Source organism: Pseudomonas sp. 05N433, from assembly GCF_056396925.1.
On sequence record NZ_JBFTML010000008.1, the window covers coordinates 102,490 to 118,830 of the forward strand.

20 protein-coding genes are annotated in these 16,341 nt (G+C 59.3%); 9 read left to right on the forward strand and 11 right to left on the reverse strand.

Annotated features, from left to right (window positions below):
• The first annotated feature begins 31 nt into the window (after positions 1-31).
• On the forward strand, positions 32-493 hold the full coding sequence (locus AC1DIS_RS05355) for a MarR family winged helix-turn-helix transcriptional regulator (protein WP_477743510.1): 462 nt from the start codon (positions 32-34) through the stop codon (positions 491-493).
• Positions 494-760: 267 nt separating this feature from the next.
• The gene (locus tag AC1DIS_RS05360) at positions 761-1,180 is read left to right on the forward strand and encodes an organic hydroperoxide resistance protein (RefSeq protein WP_018930027.1); all 420 of its coding nucleotides are present in this window, start codon (positions 761-763) and stop codon (positions 1,178-1,180) included.
• Between the two features lie 73 nt (positions 1,181-1,253).
• On the opposite strand, the gene AC1DIS_RS05365 is transcribed toward AC1DIS_RS05360, so the two are convergent.
• Entirely contained in the window at positions 1,254-1,823 is a 570-nt protein-coding gene (locus AC1DIS_RS05365) for an elongation factor P (protein ID WP_007940000.1), read from the reverse strand.
• Between the two features lie 48 nt (positions 1,824-1,871).
• Positions 1,872-3,014: an elongation factor P maturation arginine rhamnosyltransferase EarP gene (earP, locus tag AC1DIS_RS05370; RefSeq protein ID WP_457327320.1), complete on the reverse strand. Its 1,143-nt coding sequence runs from the start codon at positions 3,012-3,014 to the stop codon at positions 1,872-1,874.
• A 124-nt stretch (positions 3,015-3,138) separates the two neighbouring features.
• Here earP and AC1DIS_RS05375 point away from each other — a divergent pair, with 124 nt between their 5' ends.
• Both AC1DIS_RS05375 and AC1DIS_RS05380 read left to right on the forward strand, forming a co-directional pair.
• Entirely contained in the window at positions 3,139-3,537 is a 399-nt protein-coding gene (locus AC1DIS_RS05375) for a hypothetical protein (protein WP_064616722.1), read from the forward strand.
• 14 nt (positions 3,538-3,551) lie between these two features.
• Positions 3,552-4,034, forward strand: a complete 483-nt coding sequence (locus AC1DIS_RS05380; RefSeq protein WP_111455033.1) for a GreA/GreB family elongation factor — start codon at positions 3,552-3,554, stop codon at positions 4,032-4,034.
• A 13-nt stretch (positions 4,035-4,047) separates the two neighbouring features.
• Here AC1DIS_RS05380 and cysB read toward each other — a convergent pair whose 3' ends face one another.
• The 5 genes from cysB to AC1DIS_RS05405 form a co-directional block, all read right to left on the reverse strand.
• Positions 4,048-5,022: an HTH-type transcriptional regulator CysB gene (cysB, locus tag AC1DIS_RS05385; protein WP_007899921.1), complete on the reverse strand. Its 975-nt coding sequence runs from the start codon at positions 5,020-5,022 to the stop codon at positions 4,048-4,050.
• A gap of 113 nt (positions 5,023-5,135) precedes the next feature.
• Entirely contained in the window at positions 5,136-5,639 is a 504-nt protein-coding gene (locus AC1DIS_RS05390) for a universal stress protein (protein WP_007939995.1), read from the reverse strand.
• Between the two features lie 96 nt (positions 5,640-5,735).
• A complete protein-coding gene (locus tag AC1DIS_RS05395) occupies positions 5,736-6,641 on the reverse strand; it encodes a 5'-nucleotidase (RefSeq protein ID WP_018929795.1) in 906 nt (301 codons plus the stop codon).
• Between the two features lie 23 nt (positions 6,642-6,664).
• Positions 6,665-7,621: a putative 2-dehydropantoate 2-reductase gene (locus AC1DIS_RS05400; RefSeq protein WP_064616717.1), complete on the reverse strand. Its 957-nt coding sequence runs from the start codon at positions 7,619-7,621 to the stop codon at positions 6,665-6,667.
• The gene (locus AC1DIS_RS05405) at positions 7,618-8,004 is read right to left on the reverse strand and encodes a thioredoxin family protein (RefSeq protein ID WP_026286693.1); all 387 of its coding nucleotides are present in this window, start codon (positions 8,002-8,004) and stop codon (positions 7,618-7,620) included. Before AC1DIS_RS05405 ends, AC1DIS_RS05400 begins: the two co-directional genes overlap by 4 nt.
• Here AC1DIS_RS05405 and AC1DIS_RS05410 point away from each other — a divergent pair.
• Together AC1DIS_RS05410 and AC1DIS_RS05415 are read left to right on the forward strand one after the other, a co-directional pair.
• A complete protein-coding gene (locus AC1DIS_RS05410) occupies positions 8,003-8,446 on the forward strand; it encodes a PilZ domain-containing protein (RefSeq protein ID WP_081625788.1) in 444 nt (147 codons plus the stop codon). The genes AC1DIS_RS05405 and AC1DIS_RS05410 overlap by 2 nt on opposite strands.
• Positions 8,447-8,635: 189 nt before the next feature.
• Positions 8,636-9,712 (forward strand): 3-deoxy-7-phosphoheptulonate synthase, encoded by a 1,077-nt coding sequence (locus AC1DIS_RS05415; protein WP_018929799.1) that lies wholly within the window; start codon positions 8,636-8,638, stop codon positions 9,710-9,712.
• A 65-nt stretch (positions 9,713-9,777) separates the two neighbouring features.
• On the opposite strand, the gene AC1DIS_RS05420 is transcribed toward AC1DIS_RS05415, so the two are convergent.
• Positions 9,778-10,059, reverse strand: coding sequence for a GNAT family N-acetyltransferase (locus AC1DIS_RS05420; RefSeq protein WP_007939987.1), 282 nt, complete (start codon positions 10,057-10,059; stop codon positions 9,778-9,780).
• Between the two features lie 629 nt (positions 10,060-10,688).
• On the opposite strand from AC1DIS_RS05420, the gene oprI reads away from it, so the two are divergent.
• Entirely contained in the window at positions 10,689-10,940 is a 252-nt protein-coding gene (gene oprI / locus AC1DIS_RS05425; protein ID WP_003172710.1) for an outer membrane lipoprotei OprI, read from the forward strand.
• A gap of 123 nt (positions 10,941-11,063) precedes the next feature.
• On the opposite strand, the gene AC1DIS_RS05430 is transcribed toward oprI, so the two are convergent.
• The 3 genes from AC1DIS_RS05430 to AC1DIS_RS05440 all read right to left on the reverse strand — a co-directional run bounded on the left by AC1DIS_RS05430 (position 11,064) and on the right by AC1DIS_RS05440 (position 13,123).
• Positions 11,064-12,035 (reverse strand): L,D-transpeptidase family protein, encoded by a 972-nt coding sequence (locus AC1DIS_RS05430; protein ID WP_018929800.1) that lies wholly within the window; start codon positions 12,033-12,035, stop codon positions 11,064-11,066.
• Between the two features lie 132 nt (positions 12,036-12,167).
• Positions 12,168-12,461 carry a hypothetical protein gene (locus AC1DIS_RS05435; protein ID WP_007899882.1) on the reverse strand — a complete coding sequence of 98 codons (294 nt, stop codon included), beginning with the start codon at positions 12,459-12,461 and terminating at the stop codon, positions 12,168-12,170.
• Between the two features lie 56 nt (positions 12,462-12,517).
• Positions 12,518-13,123 carry an arylesterase gene (locus tag AC1DIS_RS05440; RefSeq protein WP_018929801.1) on the reverse strand — a complete coding sequence of 202 codons (606 nt, stop codon included), beginning with the start codon at positions 13,121-13,123 and terminating at the stop codon, positions 12,518-12,520.
• 10 nt (positions 13,124-13,133) lie between these two features.
• Here AC1DIS_RS05440 and AC1DIS_RS05445 point away from each other — a divergent pair, with 10 nt between their 5' ends.
• Both AC1DIS_RS05445 and AC1DIS_RS05450 read left to right on the forward strand, forming a co-directional pair.
• Positions 13,134-13,817 (forward strand): ABC transporter ATP-binding protein, encoded by a 684-nt coding sequence (locus AC1DIS_RS05445; protein WP_007939984.1) that lies wholly within the window; start codon positions 13,134-13,136, stop codon positions 13,815-13,817.
• A complete protein-coding gene (locus tag AC1DIS_RS05450; RefSeq protein WP_064616715.1) occupies positions 13,817-16,321 on the forward strand; it encodes an ABC transporter permease in 2,505 nt (834 codons plus the stop codon). Before AC1DIS_RS05445 ends, AC1DIS_RS05450 begins: the two co-directional genes overlap by 1 nt.
• Positions 16,322-16,341: the final 20 nt, after the last annotated feature.

Consider the following 16,341-nt stretch of genomic DNA (forward strand, 5'->3'; position numbering starts at 1 on the left):
ATTCATGACGATCACTGATCAAGGCTTTGAAATGAACACCGAGCGCGACACCCCGGACAACTGCGATAACCTGCTGCTGGATAATCAGGTCTGCTTCGCCCTGCATTCCACTTCATTGCTGATGACCAAGGTTTACAAGCCGCTGCTGCAAGCGCTGGGCCTGACGTACCCGCAGTACCTGGCAATGATGGTGTTGTGGGAAAAGGACGGATTGACGGTCGGCGAAATCAGCAGCCGACTACTGACCGACCCCGGCTCCCTCACCCCGCTGCTCAAACGCCTGGAAGCCGAAGGCCTGCTGAGCCGCACCCGCAGCCGCGAAGATGAACGGGTGGTGATTGTCGAACTCACCGAGCAAGGCCATGCGCTGCGAGACAAAGCGCGCGATATTCCGCAGTGCATCCTCGGCGCCAGCGGGCAGACGCTGGAGCAGTTGAAGAAGCTGCAAACGGATCTCCAGGAGCTGCGCAGCCACCTGCAAGACAGCCTTTAGACCGCGTTATCGTTCTTCGCGGGCAAGTCGGATCGCCCGCGAAGGCGTCCTCCCCCGTCGCAAAAAAATTCACTTCGCATAAATCCCGCACGAAAGCCTCTATCTCAAGCATCTCCCGCCTGATCGAATCTCCAGGTGATGGGCAGGGTCAGTTTTTTTCAAAAAATTATCTTGCGCGCTAAATATTAGCGAGCTACATTCACTTCGCACTTACTTAGCGCGCAAACATTTAGCGCGAAACACCCAATCCGAAACGAGGCTCACACCATGCAAACTCTCTACACCGCAATCGCAACCTCCACCGGCGGCCGTGACGGTCGTTCGATCTCCAGCGACAACGTCCTCGACGTCAAACTCGCGACCCCGAAAGAACTCGGTGGCGCCGGCGGTGCGGCAACCAACCCTGAACAATTGTTCGCCGCCGGCTATTCCGCCTGCTTCATCGGCGCGCTGAAATTCGTCGCCAGCCAGACCAAACGCAAAATCCCCGACGACGCCTCGATCACTGCCCATGTCGGCATCGGCCAGATCCCTGGTGGTTTCGGCCTGGACATCGACCTGCACATCAGCCTGCCGGGCCTTGAACAAGCCGATGCACAAAGCCTGGTCGACGCCGCCCACCAGGTCTGCCCGTACTCCAACGCCACGCGTGGCAACGTCGATGTGCGCCTGCACGTTGCCGTTTAATCACTGATCTTGATCATTCGCCCACAAAAAAGCCCGACTCAATGGTCGGGCTTTTTCATTCCTCAAGCGGTGCTTATTTAGCACGGCCTTTGTAGGAACCGCCTTCGCGGGTATCGATCTCGATCATGTCGCCGATTTCGATGAAGTCAGCAACCGACAGCTCGGTACCGTTCTTCAGTTTGGCAGGCTTCATCACCTTGCCGGAAGTATCACCGCGAGCGGAGCCTTCGGTGTAGTCAACCTGACGCACGATAGTGGTCGGCAGTTCTACGGAAACCAGACGCTCTTCGAAGAAGATCGCTTCGCAAACATCGGTCATGCCTTCTTCAACGAAAGGCAGAACGGCTTCGATGTCTTCAGCGTTCAGCTCGTACATGGTGTAGTCAGTGGTGTCCATGAACGTGTAGGAGTCGCCGCTGATGAAGGACAGGGTCGCTTCTTTGCGGTCGAGGATCACGTCGTCCAGTTTGTCGTCGGCGCTGTAAACGGTCTCGGTCTTGTAACCGGTCAACAGGTTTTTCAGCTTGGTCTTCATGATCGCGCTGTTACGACCCGACTTGGTGAATTCAGCTTTCTGAACCAGCCAAGGATCGTTGTCGATACGGATCACCATACCGGGTTTCAGTTCTTTACCAGTTTTCATTGCGAATATCCGAATTTGGATGGGATTTACAAAAATCTAGGCCGCGTATCATATCCAATTTAGGTAAAACTGTACCAGCGCTGCGGCAAGATCTGCCTGCAAGGCTTGTTCCAGACACCACGCCTCGGCATGTTTTTCCAGTTCCGGCCAATGTTTGCGGGTTGATTTCCAGTACTCGCCCATTGTCTCACCTGCATTCCATGCCCGCCATAGACCGCTGATCGCCTCGCCAGCAGGTTTGGACAGGCCTTGGGTGTACAGGGTCAGGAAGGCGTCGAGCTTGTCCAGGTGGATATCTTCGTCCTGCCGATAGATGTGCCAGAGCATTGGCCGGCCTGCCCATTGCGCGCGAACAAAGGAATCTTCGCCGCGCACGGCGTTGAAATCGCAGCTCCACAGCAGCAGGTCATATTGATCCTGCCGGACGAACGGCAGCACTTGCACGGTCAGGGCATCGCGCACATGCACCGCGCCGGCCGTCAGCCCGTCCACTGCGAGCCAGCGTTCGACGTCGCCGAGAATCCGCCCCTCGGGCACCAACAGATGAGTGGGCGTCGAGTCGGCAGCCATGGCGTCGAGCCAACTGGCCAGCCCGTTATTCTCGTAGGCGAACAGCGAGATCAGCTGTGCATTCGGGGCGCGTTCAACCCCCAGGCCTTGCAGGAACTCTCGCTGAGCCTCGGGACTTTGCTGAAACTGCCGACGTCGTTCGAGCACCCCCCTCTCGCGCAGCAAGCCACCGGTGCCCTTGCGAAAACCCGGGAAGAAAAAGAACTTCTGCACGTTCTTGTACTTCACCGACGGCAAGCCGTGACAACCGACGACCCAGTCTTCGGCGCTCAGATAATCGAGGTTCATCCACAGCGGCGGCTTTTCCCGCTCGGCCATGGCCTCCATATAAGCACTCGGCAACTGGCAGGCGAACGCGGCGATAACGACATCCGCGGCTTCGGTGGGTTGCCAGTGCGCTGACCACTGCCGCACCTCGACACCCTGCTGCCACTGCTGCGTAGCGTGGATGTCGATTTCTGGACACAACCGCTCGAAGGCCCGCAGGTCATCGACCCACAAGCGCACCGTCACTGAATGTTCGGCCACCAGTTGGCGGGCCAGACGCCAGGTCACACCGATGTCGCCGAAATTGTCGACCACGGTGCAAAAAATATCCCAGCGGGTTTTCATTTCAGGCATTCCAGGTTCCCGTTGGCAAAAGCGCCGATTGTCCGCATAAATTACCCCGCGCAGAAGAGCCGACGACGATTAATCTTCGTGCGACAATCGCCACTCGCCCGCGACCACCCGCCAGGAGGCAGTCATGCCCTACCGTCCCCACCCGCGCCGCTCCATGCCGATCCAGCTCAATGCGCTGCAACTGACCGGCAGCATCGCCCTCGGTTTGTGGCTGGGATTTATCGCGATCGCACTGACTTGCTGGCTCGCCTGGCGCCTGTTGTTCAACGAGCAATTGGCACCCTTGGCCCAGGCGGTGGAGCAACAGGCCAAGCCGCCGGTGATTGAACAACCCGCTGCGCAAAACCCGATGTTCGAACAGTACGAGGAACACCTGCGCAGAAACGATCAGCAGCAAATGGTGGAACAGGCCAGAAGCAGCAAACACAATCTGGCCAATCCAAAATGTCAGTTCTGGCTGCAACAGGACCAGACCGCGCCGAGCGAAAAAAGCCGCGCCAACGTCCTGCAATTCTGCGATTGATCATGAAGCTCTCTATGCACAAGCCGACCGTCCACCAACTGATTATCGACAAGCTGCGGATCGATCTCGACATCGCCGAGCGTGCCGCGCAAACCGCTTACGAAACCGCGACCCACGAAGAAAACATAGCCGAAAACAAGTACGACACCCTGGGGCTGGAGGCGTCTTATCTGGCGGCCGGGCAGGCCAGGCGAGTGGAAGAAATCAGGCTGTCATTGACCCTTTGCCAGAACCTGACACTGCGGCCTTATGACGAGCGGCGCGGCATCGAGGTCGGCGCCCTGCTCGGCCTGGAAGACGAAAAGGGTCGCGAACAATGGCTGTTCCTGGCCCCCGACGCAGCCGGATTGAAGATTGATCTGGTGGGGCAACTGATTACCGTCATCACCCCTCGTTCGCCGCTGGGTAAAAGCCTGCTGGGCAAGTTCGAAGGGGATGAAGTGGAGATTCTGGTGGCGGGCGCTCGGCAACAGTTTGCTGTCACCGAGGTGATCTAGCGTCTGTTGACGCTTAATGGACCGGCAGTTCGACGCCGTCGAACAGCTCTTCCAGTTCCTGTTTGTTGTGGCACTGAATGGCCTTGGCCATCACTTCGCGGGTCAGGTGCGGAGCGAACTTCTCGATGAAGTCGCACATGAAGCCACGCAGGAAAGTGCCGCGACGGAAACCGATTTTGGTAATACTGGATTCGAACAACTCGCTGGCATCGAGCACCACCAGGTCGCTATCGAGCTTGGTATCGACCGCCATTTTCGCCACGATGCCCACACCCAGCCCCAGGCGAACGTACGTCTTGATCACGTCGGCGTCAGCGGCGGTGAACACCACTTTCGGTGTCAGGCCACGGTGACTGAAGGCTTCGTCGAGTTTCGAACGGCCGGTGAAACCGAATACGTACGTCACGATCGGGTATTCGGCCAGGGCTTCGAGGGTCAGCTTCGACAGCTTGGTCAGCGGGTGGCCCTGAGGCACGACCACGCAGCGGTTCCAGCGATAGCACGGCATCATCACCAGATCACCGAACAGCTCCAGGGCTTCGGTGGCGATGGCGAAATCGACGGTGCCGTCCGCAGCCATCTCGGCGATCTGCATCGGCGAACCCTGGTGCATGTGCAGGGCAACATCCGGGTATTGCTTGATGAAATTGCTGATCACCGGTGGCAATGCATAACGCGCCTGGGTGTGGGTGGTGGCGATCGACAGGGTGCCTTTTTTCTCGTTGGAGAATTCCTGGGCGATCTGTTTGATGCTTTCAACTTTGCGCAGGATCTCACCGGCGGTGGTGATGATGCGCTCGCCAGCCGGGGTAACGCGGGTCAGATGCTTGCCGCTGCGGGCGAAAACCTCGACCCCCAATTCGTCTTCCAGCAGACGAATCTGTTTGCTGATGCCCGGTTGCGAGGTGTAGAGGCTTTGGGCTGTAGCAGAAACGTTGAGGTCGTGGTGCGCCACTTCCCAGATGTAGCGCAATTGTTGAAGCTTCATATGAATCCCTCAAAGCAGGTAGACGCCACGGGCATCAGCGACGGTATATAACTATATTAATGGTTAGACCAATAAATCTAGAACTTTTTTGTCAAAATGCCATTATTCGTGTTCTAGCGATCCTCTTTGCGGCGACGCTCTACCAGCGGCACCAAATAGACCGGCACCCTGGCCAGTTGCAACACGCGCGCAGCGGTTCGACCCAACGGCGTTTCCGCGCCAGCACCATGGCTGTGACTCCCTACGATCAGTAAATCGACAGAGAGTTTCTGCGCCTGGTCGAGAATCACCTGCGACGGATCGCCCTGCAGCACCCGCACAGCCTGAATCCGCTGCAAATCCTGCTCTCCTTCATCCCCCAGCTCTTCGCGAAAGTTGTCGAGCACCCGTTGCTGAATATTGGCGATCACATTGTTCAGACCTTGACTGTGAAATTCGTTCAAGGCCTTCTCGTCGAGATAGCTTTGCAACACGGATTCGGCAAACAGCCCCATGGGCTCTACCGCGTGCACCACATACAAGTCGGCATTGAATGTTCGAGCCAGTTCCAAGGCATGCTGCATCACCAATGGTGCGTACAGACCCAAGTCAGTGGCATACAGCATCGAACGAATCATATGACCTCCTCAAATGCCAACATGGCGGAGATTGATTCAGCTTAGCAGTGCCGTGGCGAGTGCGGCGCCCGGCGCAACGTATTGAACCGCCGGGCTTTAAACCGACGGCTCGTTACTGATGCCATGGGGCACGTGCCCGGTGGCGACCACTTCGCGGGCCAGTTCGCAATGGCCTGCCTGATCGTCGAAAAATACGTCGGCGGCAAAGGCTTCGAGAAAAGCTGATTTGGTCAGGCCGCCAAGAAACAGCGATTCGTCCAGACGAATGTCCCATTCGCGCAAGGTACGGATCACCCGTTCATGGGCCGGCGCCGATCGCGCGGTCACCAGCGCGGTACGGATCGGACAGGCATCATCGGGAAACTCGCGCTGCAACAGATTGAGCGCCGCGAGGAAACCTTTGAACGGCCCGCCACGCAAAGGCTCGCGGGCCGCCTCACGCTCGCTGGCCTGAAACGCCGCCAGGCCTCCCGACTGATAGACCCGCTCCGACTCGTCGGAAAACAGCACCGCGTCACCGTCGAAGGCAATGCGCAATTCATCGCTGGCGGCGCGACTGGCACCGCCCGATAGAATAGTCGCTGCGGCGAATCCGGCCTCCAGCGCATTGCGCACATCTTCGGCATGGGTCGAGAGAAACAGGTCGCAACCAAAAGCCTTGAGGTACGGATAAGGACTGCGCCCGCCGACGAACGCCGCACGCGAGATCGACAGGCCATAGTGATGAATCGAGTTGAAAACCCGCAGGCCGGTGTCGGCGCTGTTACGCGACACAAGGATCACCTCGACCCGGGCACGGCCGAGACGGGTATTCAGGTTCAGGAGTTTTTCCACCAACGGGAATGCATCGCCGGGCTCGAGAATTTCGTCTTCGTGTTCGATCTGGTACTGCCGATAAGCCTCGACGCCGCTCGACAGATAGACCTTGTGGCTCTCGCTCAAGTCGAACAGCGCTCGCGAAGAAATCGCCAGCACCAGTTTGTCGTCTATGACATTTGCCATGCCCTTCCCCCTTCTTGACCGACTCAGTGGTTACGTCGGTCGATAAAACTCAAGCTGCGATACAAGGCCTCGATTCGCGGCAACTCACATCCCGCAGCCTTCGCCGCTGCCAGTGGCCGAGTGTAGATGGCGTCCAGTTCCAGCGGCCGCTTGTGCAGAAAATCGTGATGCATGCTCGGCCAGTAGTCGGGCATTTTCTCGGTCATCATGAACAGATAATCGGCGTAACCCGGCGGCATGTCATGACCGCAAGCCTTGGCCCCCTGAACCACTTCGGCCATCAAGGCCTGAATCAGCGCGCGGCTGTCGGCATCCGCCATCAACGGTGTGGTGCTGGCCCCGAGCAGCACCGACAGACCGTTGTAGGGAATATTCCAGACCAGTTTCTGCCAGCGCGCCTGCTGCAGATTCGGCATGGCCTGGGCGTCGATACCGGCCGTGCGGAACAATCCGGCGCCCTCCTCGACGATGTTCATGCGTACCTGTGCATCGGCGGCGGGGCCACTGTGGTAGCCGACATTCACCGCCCCCAGCGCTTGATGGGTGATGACCCCGGGGCCGGCGCGATGGACGCAGATCAGACAAAGCCCGCCCAGCAGGTGCAGCGAATCGGGGAGCAACTCGCGCAGATGGTCTTCGACGTCCAGGCCATTTTGCAGCAACAGCACTTTGGCATCAGGTGCCGCGGCTTGAATAATGGCCGGTGCCAGGTCCGCGTTGCTGGTGGTCTTGGCGCCCACCAGCAGCCAGTCACAGGGCGGCATGTCGGCAGCCGACGAATAGGCCTGGACCGGGTTCAGGGTCAGCGGGCCCAACGACGCATGGTCAAGATGCAAGCCGCGTTCGGCCACCGCTGAAAACTCGCTGCGCAACAGAAAATGCACATCGAAGCCGGCACGCGCCAGCATCAGCCCGTAGAAACCACCGATCGCGCCGGTACCGATAATGCCGATTGTCGGCTTGGCCACTGTGCCTGTCATGGCAGCTCCTCTGCTGGTCGATTCAACGCCTGCTCCACAGCCTCGTTGAGCGCTGTGCGGGTCAGGCGCGACTGTAGCGCCCCGAAATACTCACCGTCGCGCACCACAAACAGTGCCGGCAAATGAAAGACCCGATAACGCTCAACCACCCCGCCATTGCTTCCGGCATCGATCCAGCACAGCCGATCGACCGCCAGTTCGAGCCTGGGCAACTGCTCGCGGGCAAAACGGCAACTGGCACAGCCGACGCTGGTAAAAATCACCAGTGAAATGCCGCTCATTGCCAGCAACCGTTGGTCGGCGTCGAAATCGGTCAGTTCCGATTCGACCACTATACTGGGAGAAACAGTGTCAAGTGGCCGACACAGGGAGTCCGTGTTCATGAGACGTTATCTTCCTCATCCTGACGATGTGCCCGTCGAATTAACGTTGCTCAAACATGAGTGTATTTCGCGGCAAGAGCTGCACACTATCAGCCTCGGCGGCATGGCTTGCAATTACCACCGCGCGTGGCGCCACGGTACGGCGCTGGAAATACGCATGCCGACCCTGAACCCGGACTTGCGTTTCCTGGGTTATGTGGCGTGGTGTTTGCGACGCAAACGCGGCTATCTGGTGGGGATCGCCTTCGTCGACGAACAGACGCTGTTTTGCGCTCGGATGGGTGAGCAGATCTGCCAGATCGAACGTTACTGCCGTCAGCATGAACCCCAAAGCCAACAGCAGAACAATGAGACCCTGGCCCTCGAATGGGTCCAGCAGCACGCCGACGAGTTCTCCCACGATACAGTCAGCAAGGCATTTGCGCAGCCAATGGCCGGTTAGGGTGCATTCCCCATCAGTTTCCCCGCCACGATGGGGGAAACTGATGGGGAATGCCCATTAAACCGGTGTCTGCCCATTGTCGAGCCACGGTGTAACGCGCTAAGGTTCTGCTCCCCGACGCGCTTAATTTGCTGTGCTCCGCCGCGCGGGTTCGCTGGCGGCCGGCACCCGTGACCTGACGAGTAAACGATGGCTGATTTACCGATCAACGACCTAAACGTCGCCTCCAACGAGACCCTGATCACTCCCGATCAGCTCAAGCGTGATATCCCTCTGAGCGACGCTGCCCTGCGCACCGTCACCAAGGGCCGCGAAGTCATTCGCAACATTCTTGATGGCACCGACCACCGCCTGTTCGTCGTGATCGGGCCGTGCTCGATCCATGACATCAAGGCTGCCCACGAATACGCCGAGCGCCTGAAAGTGCTCGCGGCCGAAGTGTCCGATACCCTGTATCTGGTCATGCGCGTGTATTTCGAGAAGCCACGCACCACCGTTGGCTGGAAAGGCCTGATCAACGATCCGTACCTGGACGACTCGTTCAAGATTCAGGATGGCCTGCACATCGGTCGTCAGTTGCTGCTGGACCTGGCCGAGATGGGCCTGCCGACCGCAACCGAAGCCCTCGACCCGATCTCCCCGCAATACTTGCAGGACCTGATCAGCTGGTCGGCGATCGGCGCACGCACCACCGAATCCCAGACGCACCGTGAAATGGCTTCCGGCCTGTCTTCGGCCGTCGGCTTCAAGAACGGCACCGATGGCGGCCTGACGGTGGCCATCAACGCCCTGCAATCGGTTTCCAGCCCGCACCGTTTCCTGGGCATCAACCAGGAAGGTGGCGTATCGATCGTTACCACCAAGGGCAACGCCTATGGTCACGTGGTACTGCGCGGTGGCAACGGCAAGCCGAACTACGATTCGGTCAGCGTCGCGCTCTGCGAGCAAGCACTGAAAAAGGCCAACATCAAGCCGAACATCATGGTCGATTGCAGCCACGCCAACTCCAACAAGGATCCGGCCCTGCAACCGCTGGTGATGGAGAACGTCGCCAACCAGATCCTCGAAGGCAACCAGTCAATCATCGGTCTGATGGTCGAGAGCCACTTGAACTGGGGCTGCCAGGCAATCCCGAAAGACCTCGCCGACCTGCAATACGGCGTGTCGATCACCGATGCCTGTATCGATTGGACTGCCACTGAAAACACCTTGCGCAGCATGCATGCCAAGCTCAAGGACGTGTTGCCTAAACGCAATCGCAGCTGATCGCCGTTTCGCGCATAAAAAAACGCCAGGTTTGAACCTGGCGTTTTTTTATGCGTTGGTTTTGCTCACAGCTTGGCAGCATGCCGCTGATGACGCTCCATGTAGCGCTCCACGTAGGAGCACGATGGAATCACCGTGTAGCCCATTTCATCAGCGTATTGCAGCGCCTGCTCGGTCAAAGCCGCCGCAATGCCGCGACCACGCAACGCGTTGGGCACAAAAGTGCGATAAATATCCAGGGTCTGTTTTCCCAGATCCATATAGGTCAGGTAGGCACGATAACCGTCCACAGTGGTCTCGAACTGATGACCAGCCTGGTCATGGTGGATGGACAACGCCTCGCTCATCACTACTCCTCGCGGGTCTTTAATTCTGACCCCTACCTTACCGATGTTTTTCCGGCGAAGGAACAACTACGCCACCCCGTGCCTGAATGGACACCGAGAGAGCCGCACCAATCTCGCGCAACCGAGCACGTATCAAATAGTAGGCACCATTGGCAAAAATGCTCAAGGGACGCTCGTCATTGTGCATCGGGTGGCGGGTGTTGCCGCGGATTACGCAGGAACGGCTCGACCGAACGGGTCAAAGCCTGAACATTGCCGGATATTGAGACTTAAGACGAGCGCCCTTTGTTTAAGTCACCTCAACATGGATAAAGATATGCGAGCGGCTGCGCAAAATTCGAACACAAGTGTAGACAAACCCATCTAGACGGACTTTGGGCAAGACCAAAAAACAGCCGCCGGGCCAGGGAACTTTTTCCCAACGGCTCGCTCAGTTCGGGCCTCGTAGCTGGATATTTTTTATACAACGCAGTTAAAAGTTGCTCGAAAAAGAATCAACGCCTACAATTTTTTTTGCTTCTTGCGCTACGTCAGTTTACTTACTACAAGTAATGGGTAGTATGTACGCCGGCTATTTCCTCACTCTGAGGAGACAGCTACTTAATAGAAAGTCCTTGAAGGGGAACACGATGAACAACGTTCTGAAATTCTCTGCTCTGGCTCTGGCCGCAGTTCTGGCTACCGGTTGCAGCAGCGTATCGAAAGAAACTGAAGCACGTCTGACTGCTACTGAAGACGCAGCAGCTCGCTCCCAAGCTCGTGCAGACGAAGCTTACCGTAAAGCTGATGAAGCTCTGGCTGCTGCTCAAAAAGCACAACAGACTGCTGACGAAGCTAACGAGCGTGCTCTGCGCATGCTGGAAAAAGCTAGCCGCAAGTAATAATCCTTCGGGATTGTTATCAAGCCGATCCATTTTTTGGGTCGGCTTTTTTATTGCCTGAGGTTTCTGCAGGCCATAAAAAACCCGCCGATGCGGCCTGCATCGGCGGGTTGCTTTAACGCGTTACTGCTGCAGGTCGATCGGCGCACTCGAGACCATCGGTGCCGACGTATTCGGCACGGCGATTTCCACCGGCAGGCCATCCTCAGCGGCGACCACGTCGCGCACTACATCCCAGTTCATGCGCAAGTTGTTGGTGATGTCCTCACGCTTGAGCATCGCATTGATCACGGCGGTGTGCTTGTCGACCACCGAAGGGTTGCCTTTGTCATCCAGCGGCGTGTGCGCTTCCAGATAAACCTTGCCGCCACTGAGGCCGAACTTGTACGGATCGTTGAGGATGCGTACCGACGTCCCTACCGGCACCATGCTGGCCATTTCCAGCACGTTGTTGTTGAACATGCGGAAGCAACCGTGGCTGGTACGCATGCCAATGCCGAACTTCTTGTTCGAACCGTGGATAAGGTACCCCGGAGTGCCCAGGGTGAATTTGAATGGCCCCAGCGGGTTATCCGGGCCGGCCGGCACTACGTTCGGCAGTGGGTCGCCATCGGCGGCGTGCTCAGCCTTGATCGACGCTGGAGGGGTCCAGGTCGGGTTCGGCGTCTTGGCGACGATGCTGGTGTGGGCAATCGGCGAACCCCAGCCTTCACGGCCGATACCCAGCGGGAAGGTGTACACCACGTTCCGGCCTTTCGGGTAGTAGTAGAGGCGGTATTCAGCCAGATTGATGACGATGCCTTCACGCGGGCCAGGTGGCAGGATGAAGCGCGTCGGCAGGACGATTTCGGTACCGGCGCCCGGCAGCCATGGATCGACGCCAGGGTTGGCCGCGACCATTTCCAAATAGCCCAGGTCGTAGGTGGTGCCAAGGTCGGCGAAGGTGTCTTCGTATTTGGCCTTGATCACTTGCACCTGGCCGACAATGTCTTCACCGGGTGGTGGCAGGGGCAACTCCAATGCTGCAACGGGACCCGCCACGCAGAGCGCAGCAAGAGACAGGCAGCGGGTGACGGCGGGAAAGCGCGGCAACATCCGGAAAATCCTTCGCATGATCGACAAGGGTATAAAAACCCGATTGTACACCGCCGCCCGTTATTTCGGGGAGATGCAAGACCTGCGGCGAGGGGGATTACCTGTGGTGGAAGCTTTCCTGTGGCAAGGGAGCTACAGCTCGAACCGCAACTCAGGCCAGATCGGCGAAGTGCCGCGTTTTTGCGATTCCAGAATGGCCCGGCACAGCGAGCACAGGCGCTGGTCCTGGAAGACCGTGCGATCGACGCTCGACCAGCGTGGTTGCGCCGGCAACAGGCTGCCGCACAGGGTTCGGTCCGCCGAGCCGCCCAGTTCCAGCTGACGGGTCACCAGATGCACCCGCACTTCCTGGCAGGCGAACAGATCCAGCTGTTCGTCAGGCTCGATCAGTTGATAGGCAAAAAGGGACCAGGCGGGACGCGGCATCGGGGCCTCCAAATCGGGGGCGCCACCTTAGCCGAAACGCCGCCGCTAGAAAAGCGTCAAAGCAGCGGTTTCAGTGTCGGCCAGACATTTTCCAGCAACTTGCCCTGAGCCCCCGCCGCCGGGTGCAGGCCGTCGGATTGCATCAGGTCTGGATGACCGCCCACGCCGTCGAGAAAAAACGGCACCAACGGGATTTTTTTCTCGTCGGCCACCTTGGTGAAAGCCTCGGCAAATGCCTGGGTGTAACGCGCACCGTAGTTGGGCGGCAACTGCATGCCCAGCAGCAGTACCTTGGCACCACTGGCGCGGGAGCTGTCGATCATCGATGCAAGATTTTGTTGCAATTGTGTTGGCAGCATTCCACGCAGTCCGTCATTGCCCCCCAACTCGAGGATAACCAGCTCAGGCTTATGCTCTGCAAGCAGCGCCGGCAGGCGTGCCCGGCCTCCGGCACTGGTGTCGCCACTGATGGATGCATTGACCACCTTATCGTCGAAACCTTCGTGCTTGAGCCGTTGCTCGAGCAACGACACCCACCCCAACCGGGTATCCAGGCCGAAACCGGCGCTGATACTATCGCCAACGATCAGGACTGTACCCGCCGCTGCGTTCTGGGCCATGCACATCAAGGCCAGGCCAGCACTCAAAAACCACACACGCATCGGATTCTCCATGGGCGCAAGCATTCTCACCGCGAAGAACCTCAGCAAAGTGGTTCCCAGCGCGGAAGGTGAACTGACTATCCTGCACGAACTCAGCCTGGAACTGAACAAGGGCGATAGCCTGGCCATTGTCGGCGCCTCCGGTTCCGGCAAATCCACCCTCCTCGGTCTGCTTGCCGGCCTCGACCTGCCGAGCAGCGGCGAAGTCACTCTCGCCGGCCAAGGCCTGAGCAATCTCGACGAAGACCAGCGCGCGCGCATTCGCGCCGAGCACGTGGGGTTTGTCTTCCAATCCTTTCAACTGCTCGACAGCCTCAACGCCCTGGAAAACGTCATGCTGCCGCTGGAACTCGATGGCCGCAAAGACGCCCGTGAGCGCGCCACCGAGCTGTTGCAACGGGTCGGCCTGGGTCAACGCCTGACCCACTCGCCGCGCCAGCTCTCCGGTGGCGAACAGCAGCGTGTGGCGATTGCCCGTGCCTTCGCCGCCGAGCCCGATGTGTTGTTCGCCGATGAGCCCACCGGCAACCTCGACAGCCACACTGGCGAGCGCATCAGCGATCTGCTATTCGAACTCAACAAGGAACGCGGCACCACCCTGGTGCTGGTAACTCATGACGAACGCCTGGCACATCGCTGCCGGCGCCTGATCCGCCTTGAAGCCGGCCTGCTGGTCGCCCCTCTGGAGCCTTGATGGCACGCCTGCCGCTGTTGCGCCTGTTCAGTCTCGCCATTCGCCAACTGCTGCGCGATGCCCGCGCCGGTGAGTTGCGCGTGTTGTTCTTCGCCTTGCTGGTGGCCGTGGCGGCGAGTACCGCCATCGGTTACTTCGGCGCCCGCCTGAACGGCGCCATGATGCTGCGCGCCACCGAGTTTCTCGGCGCCGACCTGTTGCTGGAAGGCAGTTCGCCGGCGCGGCCGGAACAGATCAACAGTGGCATCGAGCTGGGCCTTGAACATGCTCAGGTGGTGGAATTTTCCAGTGTCATTGCCACCGACAACGGTATTCAGCTGTCCAGCATCAAAGCCGCCGATGACGTCTACCCGTTGCGCGGCGAACTGAAAAGCGCCCCCGCGCCGTTCGCGCAGGAAGCGCCCGGGGGCGGTCCGAAACCCGGCGAAGCCTGGGTTGAAGCGCGACTGCTGACTGCGCTGGACTTGAAGATCGGCGACAGCATCGATGTCGGCATGAAAACCCTGAAACTGGCGCGGGTGCTGACCTACGAACCGGATCGCGCCGGCAACTTCTACAGCCTGACGCCACGGGTGCTGATCAATCTCAGCGACCTCGAGGCGACCGGCGTGGTGCAACCCGGCAGCCGGGTCAGTTACCGCGAACTCTGGCGCGGCAACGCCCAGGCGCTGGAAACCTATCGTCAATTGATCAAGCCAGGCCTGGCCGCCAACCAGCGCATCCAGGATGCCCGCGATGGCAATCGGCAGATCGGCGGTGCCTTGGGCAAGGCCGAACGTTACTTGAACATGGCCAGCCTGGTAGCGGTGCTGCTGTCCGGCGTGGCGGTGGCGTTGTCGGCGACACGCTTCGCCACCCGCCGATTCGATGCCAGTGCATTGCTGCGCTGTCTGGGCCTGTCCCGCCGGGAAACCATGGTGCTGTTCAGTCTGCAACTGACGGTTCTCGGACTGCTCGCCAGCATCAGCGGCGCCCTGCTTGGGTGGCTGGCGCAGCTCGGGCTGTTTGCGCTGCTGCATGATTTACTGCCGACTGACGTTCCACCGGGAGGCCTGTTGCCGGCCATTGCGGGGATCGGCACCGGGCTGGTCGCGCTGGCCGGTTTCGCCCTGCCGCCGTTGGCCGCTTTGGGGCGAGTCCCACCGCTGCGGGTATTGCGCCGGGACTTGCTACCGATTCCCTCCAGCACTTGGATGGTCTATGGCGCGGCGTTGGGCGCCCTCGGCCTGATCATGTGGCGTTTGAGCCTGGACCTGGTGCTGACTTTCGCCCTACTCGGCGGCGGCGTGATCGCGGCACTGGTGCTTGGCGGTTTGCTCTTGCTGCTGCTCAAGAGCCTGCGCCGGATGCTGGCCCGCGCCTCATTGCCATGGCGTCTGGGGTTGGGCCAACTGTTGCGCCATCCACTGGCGGCGGCGGGTCAATCCCTGGCCTTCGGCTTAATTCTGCTGTCGATGGCGCTGATCGCTTTGCTGCGTGGCGAGCTGCTCGACACCTGGCAAAACCAGTTGCCGAAAAATGCCCCGAACTATTTCGCCCTGAACATTCTGCCGGCGGACAAACAAGCCTTCAGCGATCGGTTGATGGAGCTGTCAGCACAATCGGCACCGCTGTACCCGGTGGTGCCGGGACGGCTGATCAGCATCAATGGCAAACCGGTGCAGGAGATCGTCAGCAAGGACTCGGCCGGTGACCGGGCCATTCAACGCGACCTGAGCCTGACCTGGGCGGCGGACCTGCCGGCGGGCAACAAGCTCACCGCCGGCAACTGGTGGGATCAGCAACCGGCGGATGAACTACCCGGTGTTTCGGTGGAAGGCAAAGTTGCCGAAAGCCTCAAGCTCAAGCTCGGCGATCACATGGTGTTTAGCGTTGGCGGGGTCAATCGGGAGGCGAAAGTCACCAGCCTGCGGGAGATCAACTGGGACAACTTCCAGCCGAACTTTTTCATGATCTTCCAACCCGGCACCTTGAAGGATTTGCCGGCGACCTACCTGACCAGTTTCTATCTGGCACCCGGTCACGACCAGCAGATCGTCGACCTGTCCCGCAGTTTTCCAGCGGTGACCATCCTGCAAGTCGAAGCGTTGCTGGAGCAGTTACGCAGCATTCTCGCGCAAGTGACCCTGGCAGTGGAGTACGTGCTGTTGTTCGTGTTGGCGGCGGGGATGGCGGTATTGTTCTCCGGCTTGCAGGCCACCCTCGATGAACGTATTCGCCAAGGCGCGTTGCTGCGAGCGCTGGGCGCCGAACGGCAGTTGCTGGTCAGGGCCCGGCGAATCGAGTTCGGTTTGCTCGGCGCGGTCAGCGGGCTGTTGGCGGCATTGGGCTCGGAACTGGTGAGCCTGGTGCTCTACCGCTACGCCTTCGATCTGCCCTGGCATCCGCATCCATGGCTGCTGGTCATGCCGCTGATCGGCGCGGCGCTGATCGGCGGTGCCGGTGTATTCGGCACGCGCCGCGCCTTGAACGCCAGCCCGCTGACAGTCTTGCGCGAGGGTTGATAAACTCAAGTACGCTTGTT

Excerpts from the sequence above, each read along its gene's own strand:
- AC1DIS_RS05355 (WP_477743510.1), top strand. The coding sequence starts at position 32 with ATGAACACCGAGCGCGACACCCCGGACAACTGCGATAACCTGCTGCTG.
- AC1DIS_RS05360 (WP_018930027.1), top strand. The coding sequence starts at position 761 with ATGCAAACTCTCTACACCGCAATCGCAACCTCCACCGGCGGCCGTGAC.
- AC1DIS_RS05365 (WP_007940000.1), bottom strand. The coding sequence starts at position 1,823 with ATGAAAACTGGTAAAGAACTGAAACCCGGTATGGTGATCCGTATCGAC.
- earP (WP_457327320.1), bottom strand. The coding sequence starts at position 3,014 with ATGCCTGAAATGAAAACCCGCTGGGATATTTTTTGCACCGTGGTCGAC.
- AC1DIS_RS05375 (WP_064616722.1), top strand. The coding sequence starts at position 3,139 with ATGCCCTACCGTCCCCACCCGCGCCGCTCCATGCCGATCCAGCTCAAT.
- AC1DIS_RS05380 (WP_111455033.1), top strand. The coding sequence starts at position 3,552 with ATGCACAAGCCGACCGTCCACCAACTGATTATCGACAAGCTGCGGATC.
- cysB (WP_007899921.1), bottom strand. The coding sequence starts at position 5,022 with ATGAAGCTTCAACAATTGCGCTACATCTGGGAAGTGGCGCACCACGAC.
- AC1DIS_RS05390 (WP_007939995.1), bottom strand. The coding sequence starts at position 5,639 with ATGATTCGTTCGATGCTGTATGCCACTGACTTGGGTCTGTACGCACCA.
- AC1DIS_RS05395 (WP_018929795.1), bottom strand. The coding sequence starts at position 6,641 with ATGGCAAATGTCATAGACGACAAACTGGTGCTGGCGATTTCTTCGCGA.
- AC1DIS_RS05400 (WP_064616717.1), bottom strand. The coding sequence starts at position 7,621 with ATGACAGGCACAGTGGCCAAGCCGACAATCGGCATTATCGGTACCGGC.
- AC1DIS_RS05410 (WP_081625788.1), top strand. The coding sequence starts at position 8,003 with ATGAGACGTTATCTTCCTCATCCTGACGATGTGCCCGTCGAATTAACG.
- AC1DIS_RS05405 (WP_026286693.1), bottom strand. The coding sequence starts at position 8,004 with ATGAACACGGACTCCCTGTGTCGGCCACTTGACACTGTTTCTCCCAGT.
- AC1DIS_RS05415 (WP_018929799.1), top strand. The coding sequence starts at position 8,636 with ATGGCTGATTTACCGATCAACGACCTAAACGTCGCCTCCAACGAGACC.
- AC1DIS_RS05420 (WP_007939987.1), bottom strand. The coding sequence starts at position 10,059 with ATGAGCGAGGCGTTGTCCATCCACCATGACCAGGCTGGTCATCAGTTC.
- oprI (WP_003172710.1), top strand. The coding sequence starts at position 10,689 with ATGAACAACGTTCTGAAATTCTCTGCTCTGGCTCTGGCCGCAGTTCTG.
- AC1DIS_RS05430 (WP_018929800.1), bottom strand. The coding sequence starts at position 12,035 with ATGTTGCCGCGCTTTCCCGCCGTCACCCGCTGCCTGTCTCTTGCTGCG.
- AC1DIS_RS05435 (WP_007899882.1), bottom strand. The coding sequence starts at position 12,461 with ATGCCGCGTCCCGCCTGGTCCCTTTTTGCCTATCAACTGATCGAGCCT.
- AC1DIS_RS05440 (WP_018929801.1), bottom strand. The coding sequence starts at position 13,123 with ATGCGTGTGTGGTTTTTGAGTGCTGGCCTGGCCTTGATGTGCATGGCC.
- AC1DIS_RS05445 (WP_007939984.1), top strand. The coding sequence starts at position 13,134 with ATGGGCGCAAGCATTCTCACCGCGAAGAACCTCAGCAAAGTGGTTCCC.
- AC1DIS_RS05450 (WP_064616715.1), top strand. The coding sequence starts at position 13,817 with ATGGCACGCCTGCCGCTGTTGCGCCTGTTCAGTCTCGCCATTCGCCAA.